We start from the raw sequence: 20,805 nt of genomic DNA on the forward strand, positions 1-20,805 counted from the left end.
CACATGTACAAGGACGATCGCGGCGGCGTCGTGATCTACATGGGCTCGGTGCACTCGCACGAGGCGTCGCCGCTGAAGTCGGCGTACGTGACGGCCAAGCACGGCCTGCTCGGCCTGGCGCGCGTGCTCGCGAAGGAAGGCGCGAAGCACAACGTGCGCTCGCACGTCGTGTGTCCGGGGTTCGTGCGCACGCCGCTGGTGGACAAGCAGATTCCCGAGCAGGCGAAGGAGCTCGGGATCAGCGAAGAGGAAGTGGTGAAGAAGGTGATGCTGGGCAACACGGTCGACGGCGTGTTCACGACGGTGCAGGACGTCGCGCAGACGGTGCTGTTCCTGTCGGCATTCCCGAGCGCCGCGCTCACGGGCCAGTCGTTCGTCGTCAGCCACGGCTGGTTCATGCAGTGAGCGATGCGGAGGCGGGCGGCCTGGATGCCCGCCGGCAAATCGCCATGAAAAACGCGCTCCGTGGAGCGCGTTTTTCATTTCGGCAGGGCGGGGCCGATGACGGCCGCCGCCCGCTGGCGCTGTCTTACTTCAGGACGGCCGCGACTGCATTGGCGACTGCGTCGAGGTTGCGCGTGTTCAGCGCTGCGACGCAGATCCGGCCCGTGCCGACCGCATAGATGCCGAATTCGTCGCGCAGGCGATCGACTTGCGCCGAGGTCAGGCCCGAATACGAGAACATCCCGCGCTGCGCGTTGATGAAGCTGAAATCGCGATCGACGCCGCTTGCCTTCAGGCGCTCGACGAGGCCGTTGCGCATGGCGCGGATGCGGTCACGCATTTCACCGAGTTCCTGCACCCACGAAGCGTGGAGTTCCGGCGATGCGAGCACGGCCGCGACCACGGCGCCGCCATGCGTCGGCGGGTTCGAGTAGTTCGTGCGGATCACGCGCTTCAGTTGCGACAGCACGCGCGTGGCCTCGTCCTTGCTCGACGTGATGATCGACAGCGCACCGACGCGCTCGCCATACAGCGAGAACGACTTCGAGAACGACGACGACACGAATGCGTTCAGGTCGGCCGCGGCGAACAGGCGTACGGCGGCGGCATCGGCCTCGATGTCCTCGCCGAAGCCCTGGTAGGCGATGTCGAGGAACGGCACGAGGTTGCGGGCCTTCACGACTTCCACGACCTGTTGCCATTGCGCTTCGGTCAGGTCCACGCCGGTCGGGTTGTGGCAGCAGGCGTGCAGCACGACGATCGTGCCCGCCTCGTAGCCGTTCAGCGCCGACAGCATGCCGTCGAAGTTCACGCCGTTGGTGGCAGCGTCGTAGTACGGGTACGAGACGACCTCGAAGCCGGCCGCCTCGAACAGCGCGCGGTGGTTTTCCCAGCTCGGATCGCTGATCGCGACCTTCACGTTCGGGTTCACGGTGCGCAGGAAATCGGCGCCGATCTTCAGTGCGCCCGTGCCGCCCAGTGCCTGGGCCGTGACCACGCGGCCCGCGGCGATCAGCGGCGAGTCGTTGCCGAGCAGCAGCTTTTGCACGGATGCATCGTAGGCGGCGATCCCGTCGATCGGCAGGTAGCCGCGCGGCAGGCCGGCCTCGACGCGCGCCTTCTCCGCATCGCGAACCGCGCGCAGCAGCGGGATCTTGCCTTCTTCGTTCGTGTACACGCCGACGCCGAGGTTGACCTTGGTCGGACGCGCATCGGCGTTGAAGGCTTCGTTCAGGCCCAGGATCGGGTCGCGGGGGGCAAGCTGGACATCGGAGAAGAGCGACATGATGATTCGGCAGTAGTGAAAAGAGGGTCAGGCTTTCAGCCGGCGGGACGGAGGCAGCGGACCGCGCGCCGATGGCGCGACGCCGGAAAGCGCAGCAGCCTGACATTGTAGCGAATTCACGCTGGCGGGGGCGGGCGAATCGGCGGCGAATCGCGATTCCGGACGGCCGCCGCGCGTCAGGAGCCGACAGCAGTTCACGGGGCCGCGAAGCGCTAGAATGCTTTCTTTGCCCTTGCTCCGGCCGCATTCCATGTCCGAACATCATGCCGAAACCGGCGACGCGCTCGACGAATCCAAATTCGTCACCTTCGAAGGGTCGCCGTTCCAGCTGTACCAGCCGTATCCGCCCGCCGGCGACCAGCCGACCGCCATCGAGACGCTCGTCGAAGGGGTCGAGGACGGCCTCTCGTTCCAGACGCTGCTCGGCGTGACGGGCTCGGGCAAGACCTTCACGATGGCGAACACGATCGCGCGGCTCGGCCGCCCGGCAATCGTGTTCGCGCCGAACAAGACGCTCGCCGCGCAGCTCTATGCCGAGTTTCGCGAGTTCTTCCCGCGCAACGCGGTCGAGTATTTCGTCTCGTACTACGATTATTACCAGCCTGAAGCGTACGTGCCGCAGCGCGACCTGTTCATCGAGAAGGACTCGTCGATCAACGAGCACATCGAGCAGATGCGCCTGTCGGCGACCAAGAGCCTGATGGAGCGTCGCGACGTGGTGATCGTCGCGACGGTGTCGGCGATCTACGGTATCGGCAATCCGTCCGAATACCATCAGATGATCCTGACGCTGCGCACCGGCGACAAGCTCGGCCAGCGCGACGTGATCGCGCGGCTGATCGCGATGCAGTACACGCGCAACGAGCAGGATTTCCAGCGGGGCACGTTCCGCGTGCGCGGCGACACGATCGACATCTTTCCGGCCGAGCACGCGGAAATGGCCGTGCGTGTCGAACTGTTCGACGACGAGGTCGAGACATTGCAGCTGTTCGATCCGCTGACGGGGCGCGTGCGGCAGAAGATCCCGCGCTTCACCGTCTATCCGTCGTCGCACTACGTGACGCCGCGCGACACCGTGATGCGCGCGGTCGAGACGATCAAGGACGAATTGCGCGAACGCCTCGAGTTCTTCCACCGCGACGGCAAGCTCGTCGAGGCGCAGCGCCTCGAGCAGCGCACGCGTTTCGATCTCGAGATGCTGCAGGAGCTCGGCTTCTGCAAGGGCATCGAGAACTACTCGCGGCATTTTTCGGGGGCGGAGCCCGGCGACCCGCCGCCGACGCTCGTCGACTACCTGCCGCCCGATGCGCTGATGCTGCTGGACGAATCGCACGTGCTGATCGGCCAGCTGAACGGCATGTACAACGGCGACCGCGCGCGCAAGGAAAACCTCGTCAATTACGGATTCCGCCTGCCGTCGGCGCTCGACAACCGGCCGCTGAAGTTTCCCGAGTTCGAGCGCAAGATGCGCCAGGTCGTGTTCGTGTCGGCCACGCCGGCCGACTACGAGCAGCGCGTGACCGGGCAGATCGCCGAGCAGGTCGTGCGGCCGACCGGGCTCGTCGATCCGGAAATCGAAGTGCGGCCGGCGAGCACGCAGGTCGACGACGTGCTGGCCGAGATCAACGAGCGCGTGAAGGCCGAGGAGCGCGTGCTGATCACCGTGCTGACGAAGCGCATGGCCGAGCAGCTCACCGAATTCCTCGCCGATCACGGCGTCAAGGTGCGTTACCTGCACAGCGACATCGACACGGTCGAGCGCGTCGAGATCATCCGCGACCTGCGGCTCGGCACGTTCGACGTGCTGGTCGGGATCAACCTGCTGCGCGAGGGCCTGGACATTCCCGAGGTGTCGCTGGTCGCGATCCTCGATGCGGACAAGGAAGGCTTCCTGCGCGCCGAGCGCTCGCTGATCCAGACGATCGGCCGGGCTGCGCGCAACGTGAACGGCAAGGCGATCCTCTATGCGGACAACATGACCGAGTCGATGAAGCGCGCGATCGGCGAGACCGAGCGGCGCCGCGCGAAGCAGGTGGCCCACAACGAGCAGATGGGCATCACGCCGCGCGGCGTCGTGAAGCGCATCAAGGACATCATCGACGGGGTCTACAGCGCCGACGAGGCGCGCGCGGAGCTGAAGGAGGCGCAGCAGCGCGCGAAATTCGAGGACATGTCGGAGAAGCAACTCGCCAAGGAAATCAAGCGGCTCGAGAAGCAGATGGCCGACTACGCGAAGAACCTCGAGTTCGAGAAGGCTGCCGCGACGCGCGACCAGCTTGCGCTGCTGCGTGAGCGTGTATTCGGCGCGAACGTCGGCGACCACGTCAACGGCGGCCGGTAAATCCTTTCCGAACGTCACCGAAACCTGTCGGCGTCCCGGCGGTAAGCCTTGTCGTATCAGGGGTTTACGGCCGTTCCGGTTTGTTCCGGAACAGGATCGGTGCTAAACTCCGCAATTATTGAGAATTATTCGCATTAGCGTTCTTCATCGCGTTAGTGTATTCGGCGGATCGGCCCGACGGGCCGTTCGCATGGTTCCAGATCAAATAACAAGGAGTGTCCATGTTGGGTTCTTCGTTCATCCGCACGACGGTTGCGGTAGCGGCGGCGCTGGCCGCGATGTCGGCCACGGCCGCCGAATATCCGATCGGCAAGCAGCAGATCCAGGGTGGCATGGAGATCGGCGCGGTGTACCTGCAGCCGATCACGATGGATCCGGAAGGGATGATGCGCAAGGCGTCGGATTCCGACGTCCACCTCGAGGCCGACATCCACGCGGTCAAGAACAACCCGACGGGTTTCGCGGAAGGCGACTGGATGCCGTACCTGCAGGTCACCTACAAGCTGACGAAGCAGGGTGACGCGAAATGGAAGGCGGAAGGCGACCTGATGGCCATGGTGGCAAGCGACGGTCCGCATTACGGCGACAACGTGAAGCTGAACGGCCCGGGCAAGTACCACCTGACGATGGTCGTCAAGCCGCCGATGCAGACGGGCCATATGGCGTTCGGCCGCCACATCGACAAGGAAACGGGCGTAGGCCCGTGGTTCAAGCCCGTTACCCTCGAGTACGACTTCCCGTTCGCCGGGATCGGCAAGAAGGGCGGTTACTGATCGGTGGCATGACGGACGGCGCGCTTCGGCGCGCCGTCGGCGTAGAGAACCCAGAATGAATATTCCCCAGAAAATCGTTGCCGCAGCCGCTGCGATGTGGCTCGCGGGCGCGGCGTACGCCGCCGATCTGCCGACGTTCAAGCTCGAGATGACGGACGGCAAGCTGAATCCCGCCCGCATCGAAGTGCCGGCCGGCCAGCGCTTCAAGATCGAGATCAAGAATACCGGCAAGGGTGCCGCCGAATTCGAGAGCGTGCAGTTGCGCAAGGAGAAGGTGCTCGCGCCGGGCGCCGATTCGTTCGTGGTCGTCGCGCCGCTGTCGCCGGGCGAATACAAGTTTTTCGACGATTTCCACCAGCAGGCGCAGGGCGTGATCGTCGCGAAGTAGTGCGTTTTATCTGCGCGCGGGCACACCTGTCCCGTGCAACGCGCGTCAGGAGGTATCGATGGGTCAGATCTTGTTCATCGTCTGGCGGGAGAGCGTCGAAGCGCTGCTCGTCGTCGGCATTCTCTATGCATGGCTGAAAAACGGCGACGACGATGCGCGCCGCGGCCTGCCCTTTCTCTGGGCCGGTGTCGGCGCCGGCCTGCTGATGGCCGTCGGCCTCGGCGCCGCGCTGGTCGGCTTCACCGAAGTGTTGTCCGGCGATGCGCAGGACTACTTCCAGACGGCCATGGTGCTGATCGCATGCGTGCTGATCGTGCAGATGGTGCTGTGGATGCGCCGGCATGGCCGCACGCTGAAGCGTGACATGGAGCAATCGCTGCAGCAGAGCACGCGCGATTCGAACTGGTGGGGCGTCGCGGTGCTGGTCGCGCTCGCGATCGCGCGCGAAGGCAGCGAGACGGTGATCTTCCTGTATGGCCTCGGGTTCGGCCAGTCGGGCCATGTCGACGGCCAGCAGATGCTCGCGGTCCTGATCGGTCTCGGCCTCGCGTTCTTCACGTTCTATCTGCTGCAGCTCGGCGGCAAGTTCTTCTCGTGGCGGCATTTCTTCCGCGTCACCGAAGTGATGCTGCTGTTTCTCGGCGCGGGACTGTTCCAGACCGGCGTCGACAAGCTGATCGACAAGGAAATCCTGCCGCTCGGCATTTCGCAGGTGTGGGACACGTCCGCGATCCTCGACGATTCGGGCACGTTCGGCTCGCTCGTCGCCACGCTGACCGGCTATCGCGCGCACCCGGCACTGACCAACCTGGTCGCTTACGCGGTGTACTGGGCCGTCGTCTGGGTGTTGCTGAAGCGCGCGAGCCGTGGTCCGGCCGTTGCCGCAGGTCGCGCGGCATGAGCGTCGCCGCCGCGGCCAAGCCGGGCTGGCTTGCGCAGGCCGGCCAGTGGATGCAGCGCCACGGCGCGCTGATCCGCGGCATCCAGTGGGCCGTCGTCGCCGTCTATGCGTTCCTGATCATCGTGCCGGCGGTGTTGCCGCTGCCGGACGACTCCGCACACCTGTGGAGCAACCTCACGCTGATCGCGCAATTCACGTTCTGGGGCATCTGGTGGCCGTTCGTACTGCTGTCGATGGTGATGCTCGGCCGCGTCTGGTGCGGCGTGCTGTGCCCGGAAGGCGCGCTTACCGAATTCGCGAGCAAGTTCGGCCGCGGCGGTCCGATCCCGCGCTGGATGCGGTGGGGCGGCTGGCCGTTCGTCGCGTTCGGGCTCACGACGATCTACGGGCAAATGGTGAGCGTGTACCAGTATCCGCTCGCGGTGCTGTTCGTGCTCGGCGGGTCGACCGTCGGCGCCATCGTGATCGGCGTGCTGTACGGCCGCGAGAAGCGCGTGTGGTGCAAGTACCTGTGTCCGGTCAACGGCGTATTCGGACTCCTCGCGCGGCTTGCGCCGATGCGCTACAAGGTCGACGAGGATGCGTGGCGCCGCTCGTACAAGAACGGTGAGCACGGCCATCGCGTGATTCCGATCAACTGCGCGCCGCTCGTCCCGTTGCGCAGCATGAAGGGCGCGGCGGCGTGCCATATGTGCGGCCGCTGCAGCGGGCATCGCGATGCGATCTCGCTGTCGTTGCGCTCGCCATCCGACGAGGTCGTGAACCTCGGCGCGCAGCAGACGAACCCGTGGGACACCGCGTTGATCCTGTACGGCCTGCTCGGCGTCGCGATCGGTGCGTTTCACTGGACCGTCAGCCCGTGGTTCGTTCAGATCAAGCAATGGCTCGCAGGCTGGCTGATCGATCGAGACATCACGTGGCCGCTCGAAACCAACGCGCCGTGGTTCCTGCTCACGCACTATCCGGATCGCAACGACGTGTTCTCCTGGCTCGACGGCGGGCTGATCGTCAGCTACATCGTCGGCACGGGGCTCGTGTACGGCACGGCGCTGCTGGTGCTGCTGGCGGGCGCCACGCTGATGCTCGGCCGGTTCGACCGCACGCGGCTGCATCATCTCGCGCAGGCGCTGATCCCGATCGCAGGCGCGGGTGTGTTCCTCGGCCTGTCGGCCACGACGCTGTCGCTGCTGCGTGCCGAGCATGTGCCGCTCGGCTGGGCGGCCGACGTGCGCATCGCGATTCTGGTCGGCGCCAACGCATGGAGTGCGTGGCTCGCGTGGAAAGTGACAGGGCGCTACGCAGCCTTGTCGCGCCGGTTCGCGGCGTTCGCGTGGTTCGCCGTCGGGCTTGCCGTCGTCGACAGCGCCTGGTGGTTGATGTTCTGGGGTTTCTGACGCCGCCTGCATGCCGCTTCGGCGGTCAGGCATCGATGCCGTAACGAACAAGCGCATGCGGCATGCCTCGTCGTGCGTTGGCCGACCAAACAAAAGAGCGGCACGTCTTTCGACGTGCCGCTCTTTTTCTTCCTTGTGCGAGAACCAAAAAAATGGCTTGGCTTGCTGCAACGGCTGCTTGAGTGTGTTTGCACGAAGGGGTCTAGATCTCGCGTGCAAGCCGTTACGCTGGCTACTGCCCAACACCTCTCAGGGAGGTGGTCCCCACAATACTCTGTCGTTACTTCGTCAGGATCAGTTTGCCGAGCCGGGTGGCGCGCAACTGATACGTTTCTCCGTTATGCGCGATGCTCACATGGCTTTGGCCTTGCAGCAGCGCATCGCTGCTGACGACTCGCGTGCCTGCATCGCGGTTGCCGGCGGGCTTCGCCGGCGTGGTGACCGCTGCCGTCTTCTGACGGCTGCTGGCTGCGGTGCCGGTCGGGCGGCGCAAGGTCAGCGTGGTCGGGCGCATGGTGTCGGTCATTCGTTTGATCGGTGACTGTCGATACGATGGAATGAATTCTAAATGATAATTATTCCCATTTACAAAAACTCTTTATCAATCGGTTTTGCAATATTGATAGTTTGATTCGAATGGGCGGCCGGGGGGGGGGCCGCCACCGGGATCAGTGCAGCGGATCGGGGTCCTTGCGGCCCTGCGTGTATTCGCGAATCAGGCGGACCGTATCGATATCCGACGTGCGGTACGCTTCCTTGACGATCCCGTGCGTCTGCCGCGCTTCTTCGCTGTCGTCCGAGACGGTCAGCGTCGTGCGGTATTCGAACCGCAGGAACAGCTGGTGATCGTCGCGCTCCTCGATCGTCATCGTCAGCGAGCCGCCGATCTCGCCGTCCGCCGCGCGGATGTCGTAGCGGACCTGCTGGTTCGGCGTGAACGTGACGTGGTCGCGCACGGTCGCGTGGCCGTAGTGCAGTTCTCGTTCGAGCGTCGTGTCCGTGCGCTCATGGACGACACAGCTGTCGAGGCCGATCACGAACAGTTGCGGCTGTTCGGCACGCAGCACGAGGCCTTCCCAGAGCTGGTCGCGAGTGAGGTTCGGCACGGCCGGATCGTCGGAGTTGATCTGGATCAGATGTTCGAAGTTCAAGGGGACGGGTTCCTTCTGGCGGCGCGGAGCCGCATGGTTCAAGAAGTCATTGTGACGCAAAACCATCCGTTTCGCGGATCCTGCCGCCCCCGCCGGGCATCATGCTTCGATCCGGCCCATGCGGCCCGTCTGGTAGTCGACGACAGCCTGCCGGATCTCCTCCTCGGTGTTCATCACGAACGGGCCGTAGCGGACGATCGGCTCGTTGAGCGGCACGCCGCCGATCAGCAGCACATCGAGCGGCATATCGCCTGCGGCGAACGTGACCGTGTCGCCGTCGTCGCCGTAGACGATCATGTGCCGTGCGTCGACAGCCTGCCTGCCGGGCCCGTAGAGGCCCGTTCCGTCGATCGGATAGGCAAACACGCGATACCCGGCCGGCACGGGCTGAGCGACCGTTGCACCCGGCTCCAGCGTGAAATGCTGGTAGAGGATCGGCGTGCGCGTCTCGATCGCGGACCGGACGCCGAACGCTTCGCCGGCGATGACGCGCACGCGTGCGCGGCCGTCCGGCGACGTTGCGGTCGGGATGCCGCTGGCCGGGATCTCCTGGTAGCGGGGAGCGATCAGTTTGTCGCGGCGCGGCAGGTTGACCCACAGTTGGAAGCCGTGCGAGCGGCCGCCCGTCCGCGCGAATTCCGGATCCGGCATCTCGCTGTGCACGACGCCGGCGCCCGCCGTCATCCATTGCACGTCACCCGGGCCGAGCGTGCCGGCATGGCCGGACGAGTCGCGATGACGAAAGCGCCCGTCGAGTGCGTAGGTGACGGTTTCGAAGCCGCGATGCGGATGGTCGGGGGCGCCCTTGGCTTCGCCGGGTGCGTAGTCGACGGGACCCATCTCGTCGAGCAGCAGGAACGGATCGAAATCCATCAGCAGGCGGGTCGGGAACGGACGGTGAACCACGAAGCCTCCGCCTTCGGTCGTGCGAAGCGCGGGGTAGGTGCGGTCAAGCGAGCGAGCGGTCGTCATGCGGAAGCCCTCGAAATGAGCGGAATAGCGTTATTTTTGAAACAAGGCGCTATTATATTGGGCGTTTTACCGGCCGATTTGCGGCGGTTCGCAATGGATTGTTCTGAAATTGGAACGATGAGATGAATATCGATGCACACAACCTGAACGACCTCATGTACTTCTCGCAGGTCGTCGAACATGGCGGTTTCTCGGCCGCGGAGCGCGTGCTGGGCATCTCGAAATCGCGTCTGTCGCGGCGCCTGACCGAGCTCGAGGCGGCGCTCGGCGTGCGGCTGCTGCAGCGCTCGACGCGCAAGCTCGCGCTGACGGAGGCGGGGGAGCTGTTCTACCAGCATTGCCAGGCGATGCTCGCCGAGGCACAGGCCGCGATGAATGCGGTGCAGCAGTTGCGCGCATCGCCGCGCGGCTCGGTGCGCGTCAGCGTGCCGGTGACGCTGTCGCAGACGATGCTGTCGCGCATCCTGCCCGAATTCCTGCGCCGCTATCCCGAGGTGAAGGTGCACGTTCGCGTCACGAATCGCGTGATCGACCTGTTCGAGGATTCGGTCGATGTTGCACTGCGCGTGCGTTCGGAGCCGCCGCAGAATGCCAACATCGTCGTGCGGCCGCTGTGGCGCACCGAGCAGATGCTGGTCGGCGCACCGAGCCTGCTGAGCCAGAATGCGCCGCCGCTGTTGCCGGACGACCTGACCGGATTCGAGACGCTCGATACGCCGAGCGTCGACGGGCGGCATGTGTTCAACCTGATCGCGCCGGACGGTACGCGTCATGTGCACGAGCACGACCCGCGGCTCGTGACGGCCGACCTGATGACGATCCGCGAAGCGGTGCTCGACGGCCTGGGCATCGCGGCGCTTCCGGAGATGATGTACGGCAACGCATTGCGCGCGGGGCAACTGTCGCCCGTGATGCCGGGCTGGACGCTGCCGGTGCCGCAGCTGTATGCGGTGTTCGTGTCGCGGCAGGGGATGCCGCCCGCGGTGCGTGCATTCGTCGACTATCTGGTCGAGAAGCTCGATCACGGCGCCTACAAGGAGCCGGGGTGCCCTGAGCGTGCGAAGAAGGAAGCGGCGGCCGATGCTTCGGCGACCTGAACACGGCGCGCGCGACGAGGCAAATTTGTTTTGTCATTGAAGCGTCGCCTGCAATCGCAAGTTTCAATCGCTGGACCCTTGAATGCGCGGGCGCACGGGCCTATATTGAAATCCCATTTCGTGAAGGAAGTTCTGAGCGAAATCAGGTGGCCGCATATATTGTGAGCCAGATAGGGCAGAACGCGCAGTCCGTGCAGACCACGGCAGAGTCGCATTTGCGTTGCTCGAGGCGCAACCGATACCGCCGAAGAGCCCGCCGCCCGAAGGCGCCCGCGTGCGCATGAAAAAAGGCCTTCATCTGGCGATGAAGGCCTTTTACTTTGGGGGCGGCCGGCAAGGTGTGGCCGGCGAGGTGCGGCCGGCCCCGCACTGCTTGCGTGTGCGTTACTTCGCTTTCGCCGCGGGCTCCGTCACGAAGCCGAGCTTCGTCAGGCCGCCGGCCTGCGCATCCGACATCACTTCGGCAACGTGCTCGTAGGCAACCTTGCGATCCGCGCGCAGATGGAGTTCCGGCTGCGGCGTGCGTTGCGCCGCTTCCGCAATGCGCGTCTGCATCTGTTCGCGCGTGACCTTCTGGTCGTTCCACAGGATCGTGCCGTCGCCCTCGATGGCGACGTCGACCGTCTGCGGCTTCTCTTCGACGGGCTGGCTGCTTGCATGCGGCAGGTCGATCTTCACCGCATGCTGCATTGCCGGGATCGTCACGAGGAAAATGATCAGGAGTACGAGCATGACGTCGACGAGCGGCGTCATGTTGATCTCGCTCATTACTGCATCGTCGTCATCGTCGCTGAAACCGGTGTTCATTGCCATGGTTCACCCCGCCTCAGCTGGCGCGCGTCGCGAGACGCAGGCCATCGCGCGTCGACGACGATGCGAGGCTCGCGCCCGTCACGAAGTACGCGTGCAGGCCGTGTGCGAAGCGACGCAGCTTGCTGACGATGCCCTTGTTCGCGCGCGTCAGTGCGTTGTAGCCGAGCACGGCCGGGATTGCGACGAACAGGCCGAAGGCCGTCATGATCAGCGATTCGCCGACCGGGCCCGCGACCTGGTCGATCGACGTCTGGCCGGTTGCGCCGATCACGAGCAGTGCGTGGTAGATCCCCCAGACCGTACCGAACAGGCCGACGAACGGCGCCGTGCTGCCGATCGATGCGAGGATCGCGAGGCCGCTCTGCATGCGCGAGATGCCTTCGTCCATCGTGTCCTTCAGGCAGCGCGTGACCCAGTCCGACACGTCCATGCGGTCGTGCAGATGCGGTTGCGTCTGGTGGTGGTGATCGGCGGCTTCCTTGCCCGACAGCGCGAGCGCGAGGAACGGGTTGTCGTTCGGCGTCGAGGCGGCGAGCCCGAGCTTCTTGATGCCGTCGTCGAAATCGTCCGAATGCCAGAACGCCCGCTCGGCATTCTTCGTGAGGCGGTTCAGGCGAATCACGTTCCAGCCCTTGACGACGATCACGATCCACGACAGGACCGACATCACGAGCAGCGCGATCGCGATGGCGCGTGTGACGAAATCACCTTGCGCCCAGACGTGCGCGATACCGTAGCTTTGCATTTTCTTATTTCCTTTGAATCTACCGAATGTGACGGGTTAATCGTCAAGCGTGAAATTGAAGGGTAGCGTATGGGCGGCGCGGATCGCCTGGCCGTTCTCGATGTACGGCGGGCAGGTGCTGGTGCGCGTCGCCTCGAGCGCGGCTTCGTCGAGACGCGGGTAACCGCTGCTCTTCTGGAGCTGGACGCTTTCGATCTTGCCGGTCACGCCGATGATGAAGTGAACATACGCGGTGCCCGTTTCACCGCGACGACGGGACATCGGCGGATAGGTGGGCTTCACGAAATTGCAGGTGAGCGCCGCCACGTTCTTCGGTGCGCTGACCTGCATCGTCTCGCGCGCCGGGCCGGGAGCCGCGGGCGCAGCCGGCGCGGGCGCGGCGGGCGCCGGCGTGGGATCGGCGGCGGCCGGCGCAGGCGTCGGCGAGGGCGCTTGCGCGACCGGCTGAGGTGTCGGCTTGACCGCTTGCCGCACCGGCTTCGGCTCGACCTTCGGCTTCACGTGCGGCGCCGGCTTGGGCGGCGCGGGCTGCCGTGCCGCCGACTGGACCGCGACCGGCTGCGCGGCAGGCGCGGGCGGAATGAGTTGCGCGGTGATCGACTGAACCTCGATCTCCTTCGGCGGCGGTGCGTTGCGATGGAGCCAGGCGGCAGTCAGCATGATCGCGTGTGCGGCGAGCACACCGACCGCGACGACGATCACACGGGGATTCATACGTGGTGCAGCCGGCATGATGCCGGCAGGAGCGGAATGCGAAGCCTGCATGTTAGCTTGAAAGAACGATGTCGCACCCGAGGCGCGGCGGGTGAATCGGCATCACTTGCGGAAGATCAGCAGCGAGATGCAAATAGTGGTGACAAAACCGATCAGCAATTCCATGACAGGCTCCTTGGCAGGTAAGCCGCTGGCTCGCGTAGATGGTGGCTTGCTGACGGTCGAAACAAAAAATGCGGCCTGGGCCGCACGCGCACACTCGGTGCCGGTCAGGCAGCCTTGCGTTCGTAGAACGTGACCGGAATCGGGTGAGCATGATGCTCGACACCGCAGCGGCTCGCGCAGACGCCTTGCTCGGCCATGAGGTCGCGTACGGACTCCTCGCACTTGCCGCAGCACGTGGCCACGCCAAGCTCGAACTGGAGTTCATCGAAAGAGCCGACGCCCTCTGCGAGGGACGCACGAATCTTGCGATCGGAAACAGACTTGCACACGCAGACGATCATGATGAGTTGCGATAGCTAACGTTAATGCGAATTATTATCATTAATTTTGCTGGTGTTGACAAGCCGGCGTCCGGCTTTTTTTTAGGTCATCAGACCCTTGAAACGACGGGGAAGGGGGGGCGGCACGCGGGCCAGGGCGTGACGGCCCGTGTCAGGCGGCTGCGCGGGCGTGCGCGTTCGGCGAGGAAATGGTGACGGATTCGACCGGGGCATCGAGGCCGAGCAGCGTCGAGGCAAGCGCCTGCAATGGCAGGCCGTCGCCGGTCGAGCAGAAGCGCGGCGCCGCCGCGTGCGTGCCGGCCGGTGCGCGCAGGCGGTGCTCGTCGAGCACCCGCATGAGCTGGCGGGCAATGGCGTCGCTGGTGTCGACGATCGTCAGACGGTCGCCCACCAGATCACGAATCGTGTCCGTGAAGAACGGGTAGTGGGTGCAGCCGAGTACCAGCGTATCGGCACCGTCGTCGAGCATCGGCTGCAGGTAGCTGTCGAGCAGCGCGCGCAACGCGGGAGAATTCGTGTCGCCGCGCTCGATCGCTTCGACGAGCCCGTGACCGGGCTGGCAGATGAAGCGGCGGCCGGCGCCGTAGCGCTCGAGCAGCGCCTGGAAGCGCGGGCTGTTCAGCGTGGACTGCGTGGCGAGGACCCCCGCGATGCCGCTCGCGGAGACGGCGGCGGCCGGCTTGATGCCCGGCTCGACGCCGACGAGCGGCATCGGCAGGCGTTCGCGGATCGCTGCGATCGCCCGCGCGGTGGCGGTATTGCACGCAATGACGAGCGCCTTCGCCCCTTCGCGGGCGAGCCACTCGCCGATGGCCAGCGTGCGCTCCGTAATGAACGCCTCGTCGCGCGGACCATACGGCGCGTGATGCGAATCGGCCACATAGACGAACGATTCGTCGGGCAGTTGCGCGCGCGCGGCGCGCAGCACCGACAGGCCGCCCAGCCCGGAATCGAAGATGCCGACGGGCGCGGCGGCCGTGGCCGTCGCTGCGATAGCGGAAGACGTCGACATGAGCGGGCGGCGGGTGATGGCAGGAAAGGGCGGACTTATTCCGGCGAGCCCATCATCGTCTGCTGGTAGTTCTGCAGGCCGACCTTGCCGATCAGGTCGATCTGCGTTTCCAGCCAGTCGATGTGTTCCTCGGTGTCGTCGAGGATCTTTTCGAAGATCTCGCGCGAGACGTAGTCGCGCACCGATTCGCAGTAAGCGATCGCTTCCTTGCAGGTGGACTGCGAGATCTGCTCGAGCTTCAGGTCGCACTTCAGGATCTCTTCGGTTTCCTCGCCGACGAGCAGCTTGTGGAGATCCTGCAGGTTCGGCAGGCCGTCGAGCATGAACACGCGCTCGATCAGCCAGTCGGCGTGCTTCATTTCGCCGATCGACTCGTCGTACTCGTGCTTGCCGAGCTTCTCGAGACCCCAGTGTTTGTACATGCGGGCATGCAGGAAGTACTGGTTGATCGCCGTGAGTTCATTCTTGAGTTGGGCGTTCAGATATTCGATGACTTTCTTGTCGCCTTGCATGGCTTTTCCTTGTTCAGTGGGGCATCAGAACCCGAAAGATAATCGCTCGAGCGCGAATTGCCAAGCGTCAAAGCCTTGTCGGGCCTGACTTTTGCGTGTAATGAGAATCAGCCTCGAATAACCGGCCGTACTTAATAATGAGAATGAGAAGTAAAAAGGCCGGACTCCCGTCCGGCCTTTCGTTCGATCGCGCTTAAGCGGCCGCGACCGGGATCTTGCCGATCTTCGCCTGCCACTCCTTCGGACCGGTCTGGTGCACCGACGTGCCCGACGAATCGACGGCAACCGTCACCGGCATGTCCTGCACGTCGAACTCGTAGATCGCTTCCATGCCGAGGTCTTCGAACGCGAGCACCTTCGCGCCGCGGATCGCCTTCGACACGAGGTACGCCGCGCCGCCGACCGCCATCAGGTAGGCCGCCTTGTGCTTCTTGATTGCCTCGATCGCGACCGGGCCGCGCTCGGCCTTGCCGACCATCGAGATCAGGCCCGTCTGCGCGAGCATCGTCTCGGTGAACTTGTCCATGCGCGTGGCCGTCGTCGGGCCTGCCGGGCCGACGACTTCGTCACGCACCGGATCGACCGGGCCGACGTAGTAGATCACGCGGTTCGTGAAGTCGACCGGCAGCTTCTCGCCCTTCGCGAGCATGTCGGCGATGCGCTTGTGCGCGGCGTCGCGGCCGGTGAGCATCTTGCCGGACAGCAGCAGCGTCTGGCCCGGCGCCCAGCTTGCGACTTCTTCCGGCGTCAGCGTGTTCAGGTCGACGCGCTTGCTGGTTTCCGTGTTCGGTTCCCACTGGACCTTCGGCCAGGCGTCGAGCGACGGCGCTTCAAGCTTCGCCGGGCCCGAGCCGTCGAGCACGAAGTGCGCGTGGCGGGTGGCCGCGCAGTTCGGGATCAGCGCGACCGGCTTCGACGCGGCGTGCGTCGGCGCGGCCATGATCTTCACGTCGAGCACGGTGGCCAGGCCGCCGAGGCCCTGTGCGCCGATGCCCAGCGCGTTGACCTTCTCGTGCAGCTCGACGCGCAGTTCCTCGACCCAGTCCTTCGGGCCGCGCGCGATGATTTCCTGGATGTCGATCGGCTCCATCAGCGATTCCTTCGCCATCAGCATCGCCTTCTCGGCGGTGCCGCCGATGCCGATTCCGAGCATGCCGGGCGGGCACCAGCCGGCGCCCATCGTCGGGACCGTCTTCAGCACCCAGTCGACGATCGAATCGGACGGGTTCAGCATCACGAACTTCGACTTGTTCTCCGAGCCGCCGCCCTTCGCCGCGACCTGCACGTCGACCTTGTCGCCCGGCACGATCTCGTAGTGGATCACGGCCGGCGTGTTGTCCTTCGTGTTCTTGCGGGCGCCTTCCGGCGGATTGACGATCGATGCGCGCAGCACGTTGTCCGGGTGCGTGTAACCGCGGCGCACGCCTTCGTTGATCATGTCGGTGAGGCCCATCGTCGCGCCGTCCCAGCGCACGTCCATGCCGACCTTCACGAAGATCGTGACGATGCCGGTGTCCTGGCAGATCGGGCGACGGCCTTCCGCGCACATGCGGCTGTTCGTGAGGATCTGCGCGATCGCATCCTTCGCGGCCGGGCTTTCTTCCAGCTCGTACGCGCGGCCGAGGGCCTGGATGTAGTCGAGCGGATGGTAGTAGCTGATGTACTGCAGCGAATCCGCGATGCTCTGGATCAGGTCTTCCTGTTTGATGACGGTCATGGCTGAGACTCTGTGGGGACTGTGGGGAATGCTTTTATGCGTTGACGGCTGTTTCGGCCGGCTGGCGGGACGCGGCCGGCGCGGGCGCGTGCGTCTCGTGGAAATGGGCCGGGTGCGTGTGGGTCGTCAGGCGGTCGACCCACGCCATCACGAGCGCCGACACGAGGAACGACACGTGGATGATCACCTGCCACATGATCGCGTGCATCGTGTGCTGGTCCGGATTGATGAACGTCTTCAGCAGGTGGATCGACGAAATGCTGATCAGCGCCATCGACAGCTTGACCTTCAGCACGCCCGCGTTCACGTGGTCGAGCCATTCGGGCTCGTCGGGGTGGCCCTCGATGCCGAGGCGCGACACGAATGTTTCGTAGCCGCCGATGATCACCATGATCAGCAGGTTCGAGATCATCACCACGTCGATCAGGCCGAGCACCGCGAGCATCACGCTGATTTCGTCGAGATCCGTCGCATGCGACAGCAGGTGCCAGACTTCCTTCAGGAACAGGAACACGTAGACGGCCTGCGCGACGATCAGGCCGAGGTACAGCGGAACCTGGAGCCAGCGGCTCATGAAAATCAGCGCGGGAAGCGGGCGAAGCGGACGACGGACGGGACGGCCGGGCAGATGCGGGGCGGACATGTTGGAGGTACGGGCGCTGTGCGCAGGTATCGGGGGTAATCTTGAAAAGGCGCGCTATTGTAACGCGTCGACCGGCGCGACTGCAGCGACGCGCCGGGACTGCCGGGGACGGATCAGGAGGTGGCGGCCGGCACGCGTTTCACGCGCAGGCTCGCGAGAACGATGCCGGTGACGACGCAGGCGAGCGCGATGCCGTGCGCGAGCGTCGGGCGCTCGCCGAGGAACACGATGCCGTACGCGGCGGCCGCGATCGGCAGCACGGCGCTGAACACGCCGGCGAGGCTGCCAGGCACGTGCCGGATGCCTTTCATCCACAGCCAGAACGAGAAGATGCTGGCCGACAGCCCGTACCAGACGACGAGCGCCCAGGTGCCGGCCGGCACGCTCGCGTAATCGAAGCGCCACAGCGCCGTCGCGCCGAGCGGCAGCATCAAGAACAGGCCGAACAGGTGGGTGTATGCGCAAATGTCGATCGGTGCGAGCGTCTGCGTGAGCCGGCGCGACAGGATCACGTAGATCGATTCGCAGCACACCGCGCCGAGGATCAGCAGGTTGCCGGCGAGCGAACCCGACGCATCGCCGTGCGCGGCCGCATTGCCGTTGGCGAGGTTGATCGTCACGACCCCGGCGATCGCGAGCGCGATCGACACGAGCGCACGGCCGTTCGGTTTTTCACGCAGGATCAGCCACGCGAACAGCGCGACGATTGCCGGGATCGTGCTCGTGATGACGCCGGCCGCGACCGCGCTCGTGCGCTGCACGCCGTTGAGCATCAGCAGCGTGAACATGAAGGTGCCGAAGAACGCCTGCAGGAACAGGTTCAGCCATTCGCCGCGCTTGACCGCCCGCATCTTCACGGGGCGGAACAGCGGCCACAGCACGGCGATCGCGATCACGAAGCGCAGCGTGGCGAGGATCGCGACGGGGACGAATGCAACGATGGATTTGCCGATACCGACGTTGCTGCCGACGAACAGCATCGACAGGATGAGGAAGAGGGCGTAGCGATTCAAGCTGGAATCCGGAAGGCGAGTTCAGTTAGGATTGTAGGGTCGCGGTCGTAACAGCGTAAAGCCGACCGTCAGGCGCCGCCGCCTCGCGTGCCAACCGGCGAACGGCGAACCGGACGACAATGCCGCGTAAGTGACGGGTAAGTTCGAGCGCTTATCGTGGAAACCGCCGGATCGCGCGCTGATGGTCGCGCGACGTGGTGCGGTGCAGCATCGCGCGCAGCCTGACTGGCCGCGCGCGGGTGGTGGGAGACAGCGGCGCGCATGCGCCGGCCAAGACGCGCGGCGTGCACGATCGCGCCGCCATGCAGAGGATTCATGTTCACCAAGGGGTAGTCGATGTCTGCGATTGAATCGGTTCTTCACGAAACCCGTCAGTTTGCGCCGCCCGCGGCGCTCGAGAAGGCGGCGACCATTTCCGGCATGCCGGCCTATCGTGCGCTCGTCGCCGAGGCCGAGCGCGACTACGAAGGCTTCTGGGCGCGTCTCGCGCGCGAAGGCCTGACGTGGCACAAGCCGTTCTCGACGGTGCTCGACGAGAGCAACGCGCCGTTCTACAAGTGGTTCGACGACGGCGAGCTGAACGCGTCGTACAACTGTCTCGACCGTCACGTCGAAGCCGGCAACGGCGAGCGCGTCGCGGTGATCTTCGAGGCCGACGACGGCTCCGTCACGCGCGTCACCTATGCGGATCTGCTGGCGCGCGTGTCGCGCTTCGCGAACGCGCTGAAGAAGCGCGGGATCGGCAAGGGCGACCGTGTCGTCATCTACATCCCGATGTCGATCGAAGGGATCGTCGCGATGCAGGCCTGCGCGCGCATCGGCGCGACGCACTCGGTCGTGTTCGGCGGCTTCTCCGCGAAGTCGCTGAACGAGCGGCTGGTCGACGTCGGCGCGGTCGCGCTGATCACGGCCGACGAGCAGGCCCGCGGCGGCAAGACGCTGCCGCTCAAGAGCATCGCCGACGAGGCGCTCGCGCTGGGCGGCTGCGACGCGGTGAAGAGCGTGATCGTGTATCGCCGCACCGGCGGCAAGGTCGACTGGCATGCGGAGCGCGACCTGTGGATGCACGAGCTCGTCGGCGGCGAGTCCGAGCACTGCGAACCGGAATGGGTCGGCGCCGAGCATCCGCTGTTCATCCTCTATACGTCGGGTTCGACCGGCAAGCCGAAGGGCGTGCAGCACAGCACGGGCGGCTACCTGCTGTGGGCCGCGCAGACGATGAAGTGGACCTTCGACTGGAAACCCGACGACGTGTTCTGGTGTACGGCCGACATCGGCTGGGTCACGGGCCACACGTACATCACCTATGGGCCGCTCGCATGCGGCGGCACGCAGGTCGTGTTCGAAGGCGTGCCGACCTACCCGGACGCCGGCCGTTTCTGGAAGATGATCGGCGATCACAAGGTCACCGTGTTCTATACCGCGCCCACCGCGATCCGTTCGCTGATCAAGGCGGCGGAGGCCGACGACAAGGTGCACCCGAAGAGCCATGACCTGTCGAGCCTGCGCATCATCGGCACCGTCGGCGAGCCGATCAATCCGGAAGCGTGGATGTGGTACCACAAGCACGTCGGCCAGGAGCGCTGCCCGATCGTCGATACGTGGTGGCAGACCGAAACCGGCGGCCACATGATCACGCCGCTGCCGGGTGCGACGCCGACCGTACCCGGTTCGTGCACGCTGCCGCTGCCGGGCATCATGGCCGCGGTGGTCGACGAGACCGGCCAGGACGTCCCGAACGGGCAGGGCGGCATCCTCGTCGTCAAGCGCCCGTGGCCCGCGATGATCCGTACGATCTGGGGCGACCCGGAACGCTTCAAGAAGAGCTACTACCCCGAGGAACTCGGCGGCCGGCTGTATCTTGCCGGCGACGGCACGGTGCGCGACAAGGACACCGGCTACTTCACGATCATGGGCCGGATCGACGACGTGCTGAACGTGTCGGGCCACCGGCTCGGCACGATGGAGATCGAATCGGCGCTGGTCGCGCACGAACTCGTGGCCGAGGCGGCCGTGGTCGGCCGTCCCGACGATACGACCGGCGAAGCGGTCGTCGCGTTCGTCGTGCTGAAGCGTTCGCGTCCGGAGGGCGAGGAGGCGGCTACGCTCGCGAAGGAACTGCGCGACTGGGTCGGCAAGCAGATCGGGCCGATCGCGAAGCCGAAGGACATCCGTTTCGGCGACAACCTGCCGAAGACGCGTTCGGGCAAGATCATGCGGCGCCTGCTGCGCTCGCTCGCGAAGGGCGAGGCGATCACGCAGGACACGTCCACGCTCGAGAATCCGGCCATCCTCGACCAGCTCGCCGAAGTACGCTGATCGCACCGGTTGCGCGTCATGCGCATGCGCCCCTGCGCGGCAATCCCGATTGCCCGCGCAGGGGC

At 65.2% G+C, this 20,805-nt stretch carries 21 protein-coding genes; 8 read left to right on the forward strand and 13 right to left on the reverse strand.

From position 1 onward, the window contains the following. The coding region (locus GQ56_RS0128775; RefSeq protein WP_031401946.1) for an SDR family oxidoreductase at positions 1–405 on the forward strand (405 nt) is incomplete at its 5' end. A gap of 124 nt (positions 406–529) precedes the next feature. Here GQ56_RS0128775 and GQ56_RS0128780 read toward each other — a convergent pair. After that, positions 530–1,729, reverse strand: a complete 1,200-nt coding sequence (locus GQ56_RS0128780; protein WP_031401947.1) for an amino acid aminotransferase — start codon at positions 1,727–1,729, stop codon at positions 530–532. A 250-nt stretch (positions 1,730–1,979) separates the two neighbouring features. Between GQ56_RS0128780 and uvrB the strand changes: the two genes are divergently transcribed. The 5 genes from uvrB (at position 1,980) to GQ56_RS0128805 (ending at position 7,526) form a co-directional block, all read left to right on the forward strand. Further along, on the forward strand, positions 1,980–4,070 hold the full coding sequence (gene uvrB, locus GQ56_RS0128785) for an excinuclease ABC subunit UvrB (protein ID WP_031401948.1): 2,091 nt from the start codon (positions 1,980–1,982) through the stop codon (positions 4,068–4,070). A 221-nt stretch (positions 4,071–4,291) separates the two neighbouring features. Then, complete coding sequence (locus GQ56_RS0128790; protein WP_031401949.1) at positions 4,292–4,843, forward strand: iron transporter; 552 nt, start codon at positions 4,292–4,294, stop codon at positions 4,841–4,843. Positions 4,844–4,898: 55 nt separating this feature from the next. Further along, a complete protein-coding gene (locus tag GQ56_RS0128795; RefSeq protein WP_031401950.1) occupies positions 4,899–5,231 on the forward strand; it encodes a cupredoxin domain-containing protein in 333 nt (110 codons plus the stop codon). 58 nt (positions 5,232–5,289) lie between these two features. Continuing rightward, a complete protein-coding gene (locus tag GQ56_RS0128800) occupies positions 5,290–6,132 on the forward strand; it encodes an FTR1 family iron permease (protein WP_031401951.1) in 843 nt (280 codons plus the stop codon). Further along, positions 6,129–7,526 carry a 4Fe-4S binding protein gene (locus GQ56_RS0128805; protein WP_031401952.1) on the forward strand — a complete coding sequence of 466 codons (1,398 nt, stop codon included), beginning with the start codon at positions 6,129–6,131 and terminating at the stop codon, positions 7,524–7,526. Before GQ56_RS0128800 ends, GQ56_RS0128805 begins: the two co-directional genes overlap by 4 nt. Before the next feature lie 280 nt (positions 7,527–7,806). Here GQ56_RS0128805 and hemP read toward each other — a convergent pair whose 3' ends face one another. The 3 genes from hemP to GQ56_RS0128820 form a co-directional block, all read right to left on the reverse strand. Continuing rightward, complete coding sequence (gene hemP / locus GQ56_RS0128810) at positions 7,807–8,052, reverse strand: hemin uptake protein HemP (RefSeq protein ID WP_031401953.1); 246 nt, start codon at positions 8,050–8,052, stop codon at positions 7,807–7,809. 142 nt (positions 8,053–8,194) lie between these two features. Then, positions 8,195–8,677 carry an SRPBCC family protein gene (locus GQ56_RS0128815; RefSeq protein ID WP_031401954.1) on the reverse strand — a complete coding sequence of 161 codons (483 nt, stop codon included), beginning with the start codon at positions 8,675–8,677 and terminating at the stop codon, positions 8,195–8,197. A 99-nt stretch (positions 8,678–8,776) separates the two neighbouring features. After that, positions 8,777–9,649: a pirin family protein gene (locus GQ56_RS0128820; protein ID WP_031401955.1), complete on the reverse strand. Its 873-nt coding sequence runs from the start codon at positions 9,647–9,649 to the stop codon at positions 8,777–8,779. A 122-nt stretch (positions 9,650–9,771) separates the two neighbouring features. On the opposite strand from GQ56_RS0128820, the gene GQ56_RS0128825 reads away from it, so the two are divergent. Beyond that, on the forward strand, positions 9,772–10,746 hold the full coding sequence (locus GQ56_RS0128825; RefSeq protein ID WP_031401956.1) for a LysR family transcriptional regulator: 975 nt from the start codon (positions 9,772–9,774) through the stop codon (positions 10,744–10,746). A 384-nt stretch (positions 10,747–11,130) separates the two neighbouring features. On the opposite strand, the gene GQ56_RS0128830 is transcribed toward GQ56_RS0128825, so the two are convergent. From GQ56_RS0128830 to GQ56_RS0128870, 9 genes are all read right to left on the reverse strand, one after another. Then, the gene (locus tag GQ56_RS0128830; protein WP_031401957.1) at positions 11,131–11,559 is read right to left on the reverse strand and encodes an ExbD/TolR family protein; all 429 of its coding nucleotides are present in this window, start codon (positions 11,557–11,559) and stop codon (positions 11,131–11,133) included. Between the two features lie 13 nt (positions 11,560–11,572). After that, positions 11,573–12,304: a MotA/TolQ/ExbB proton channel family protein gene (locus tag GQ56_RS0128835; RefSeq protein WP_031401958.1), complete on the reverse strand. Its 732-nt coding sequence runs from the start codon at positions 12,302–12,304 to the stop codon at positions 11,573–11,575. Positions 12,305–12,340: 36 nt separating this feature from the next. Then, complete coding sequence (locus GQ56_RS0128840; RefSeq protein WP_031401959.1) at positions 12,341–13,069, reverse strand: energy transducer TonB; 729 nt, start codon at positions 13,067–13,069, stop codon at positions 12,341–12,343. A gap of 218 nt (positions 13,070–13,287) precedes the next feature. Beyond that, positions 13,288–13,524, reverse strand: coding sequence for a (2Fe-2S)-binding protein (locus GQ56_RS0128845; RefSeq protein WP_031401960.1), 237 nt, complete (start codon positions 13,522–13,524; stop codon positions 13,288–13,290). A 151-nt stretch (positions 13,525–13,675) separates the two neighbouring features. Further along, positions 13,676–14,536 (reverse strand): glutamate racemase, encoded by an 861-nt coding sequence (gene murI / locus GQ56_RS0128850; RefSeq protein ID WP_031401961.1) that lies wholly within the window; start codon positions 14,534–14,536, stop codon positions 13,676–13,678. A 35-nt stretch (positions 14,537–14,571) separates the two neighbouring features. Then, the gene (gene bfr / locus GQ56_RS0128855; RefSeq protein WP_011352652.1) at positions 14,572–15,048 is read right to left on the reverse strand and encodes a bacterioferritin; all 477 of its coding nucleotides are present in this window, start codon (positions 15,046–15,048) and stop codon (positions 14,572–14,574) included. 193 nt (positions 15,049–15,241) lie between these two features. After that, positions 15,242–16,765, reverse strand: a complete 1,524-nt coding sequence (locus GQ56_RS0128860; protein ID WP_031401962.1) for a fumarate hydratase — start codon at positions 16,763–16,765, stop codon at positions 15,242–15,244. 34 nt (positions 16,766–16,799) lie between these two features. Further along, positions 16,800–17,408 carry a TIGR00645 family protein gene (locus GQ56_RS0128865; RefSeq protein ID WP_031401963.1) on the reverse strand — a complete coding sequence of 203 codons (609 nt, stop codon included), beginning with the start codon at positions 17,406–17,408 and terminating at the stop codon, positions 16,800–16,802. Between the two features lie 113 nt (positions 17,409–17,521). Beyond that, complete coding sequence (locus GQ56_RS0128870; RefSeq protein ID WP_031401964.1) at positions 17,522–18,421, reverse strand: DMT family transporter; 900 nt, start codon at positions 18,419–18,421, stop codon at positions 17,522–17,524. Between the two features lie 336 nt (positions 18,422–18,757). Between GQ56_RS0128870 and acs the strand changes: the two genes are divergently transcribed. Then, on the forward strand, positions 18,758–20,740 hold the full coding sequence (gene acs, locus GQ56_RS0128875) for an acetate--CoA ligase (RefSeq protein WP_031401965.1): 1,983 nt from the start codon (positions 18,758–18,760) through the stop codon (positions 20,738–20,740). Positions 20,741–20,805 lie beyond the last annotated feature (65 nt).

It is taken from the genome of Burkholderia paludis, from assembly GCF_000732615.1.
GTDB classification, from domain to species: Bacteria; Pseudomonadota; Gammaproteobacteria; order Burkholderiales; family Burkholderiaceae; genus Burkholderia; species Burkholderia paludis.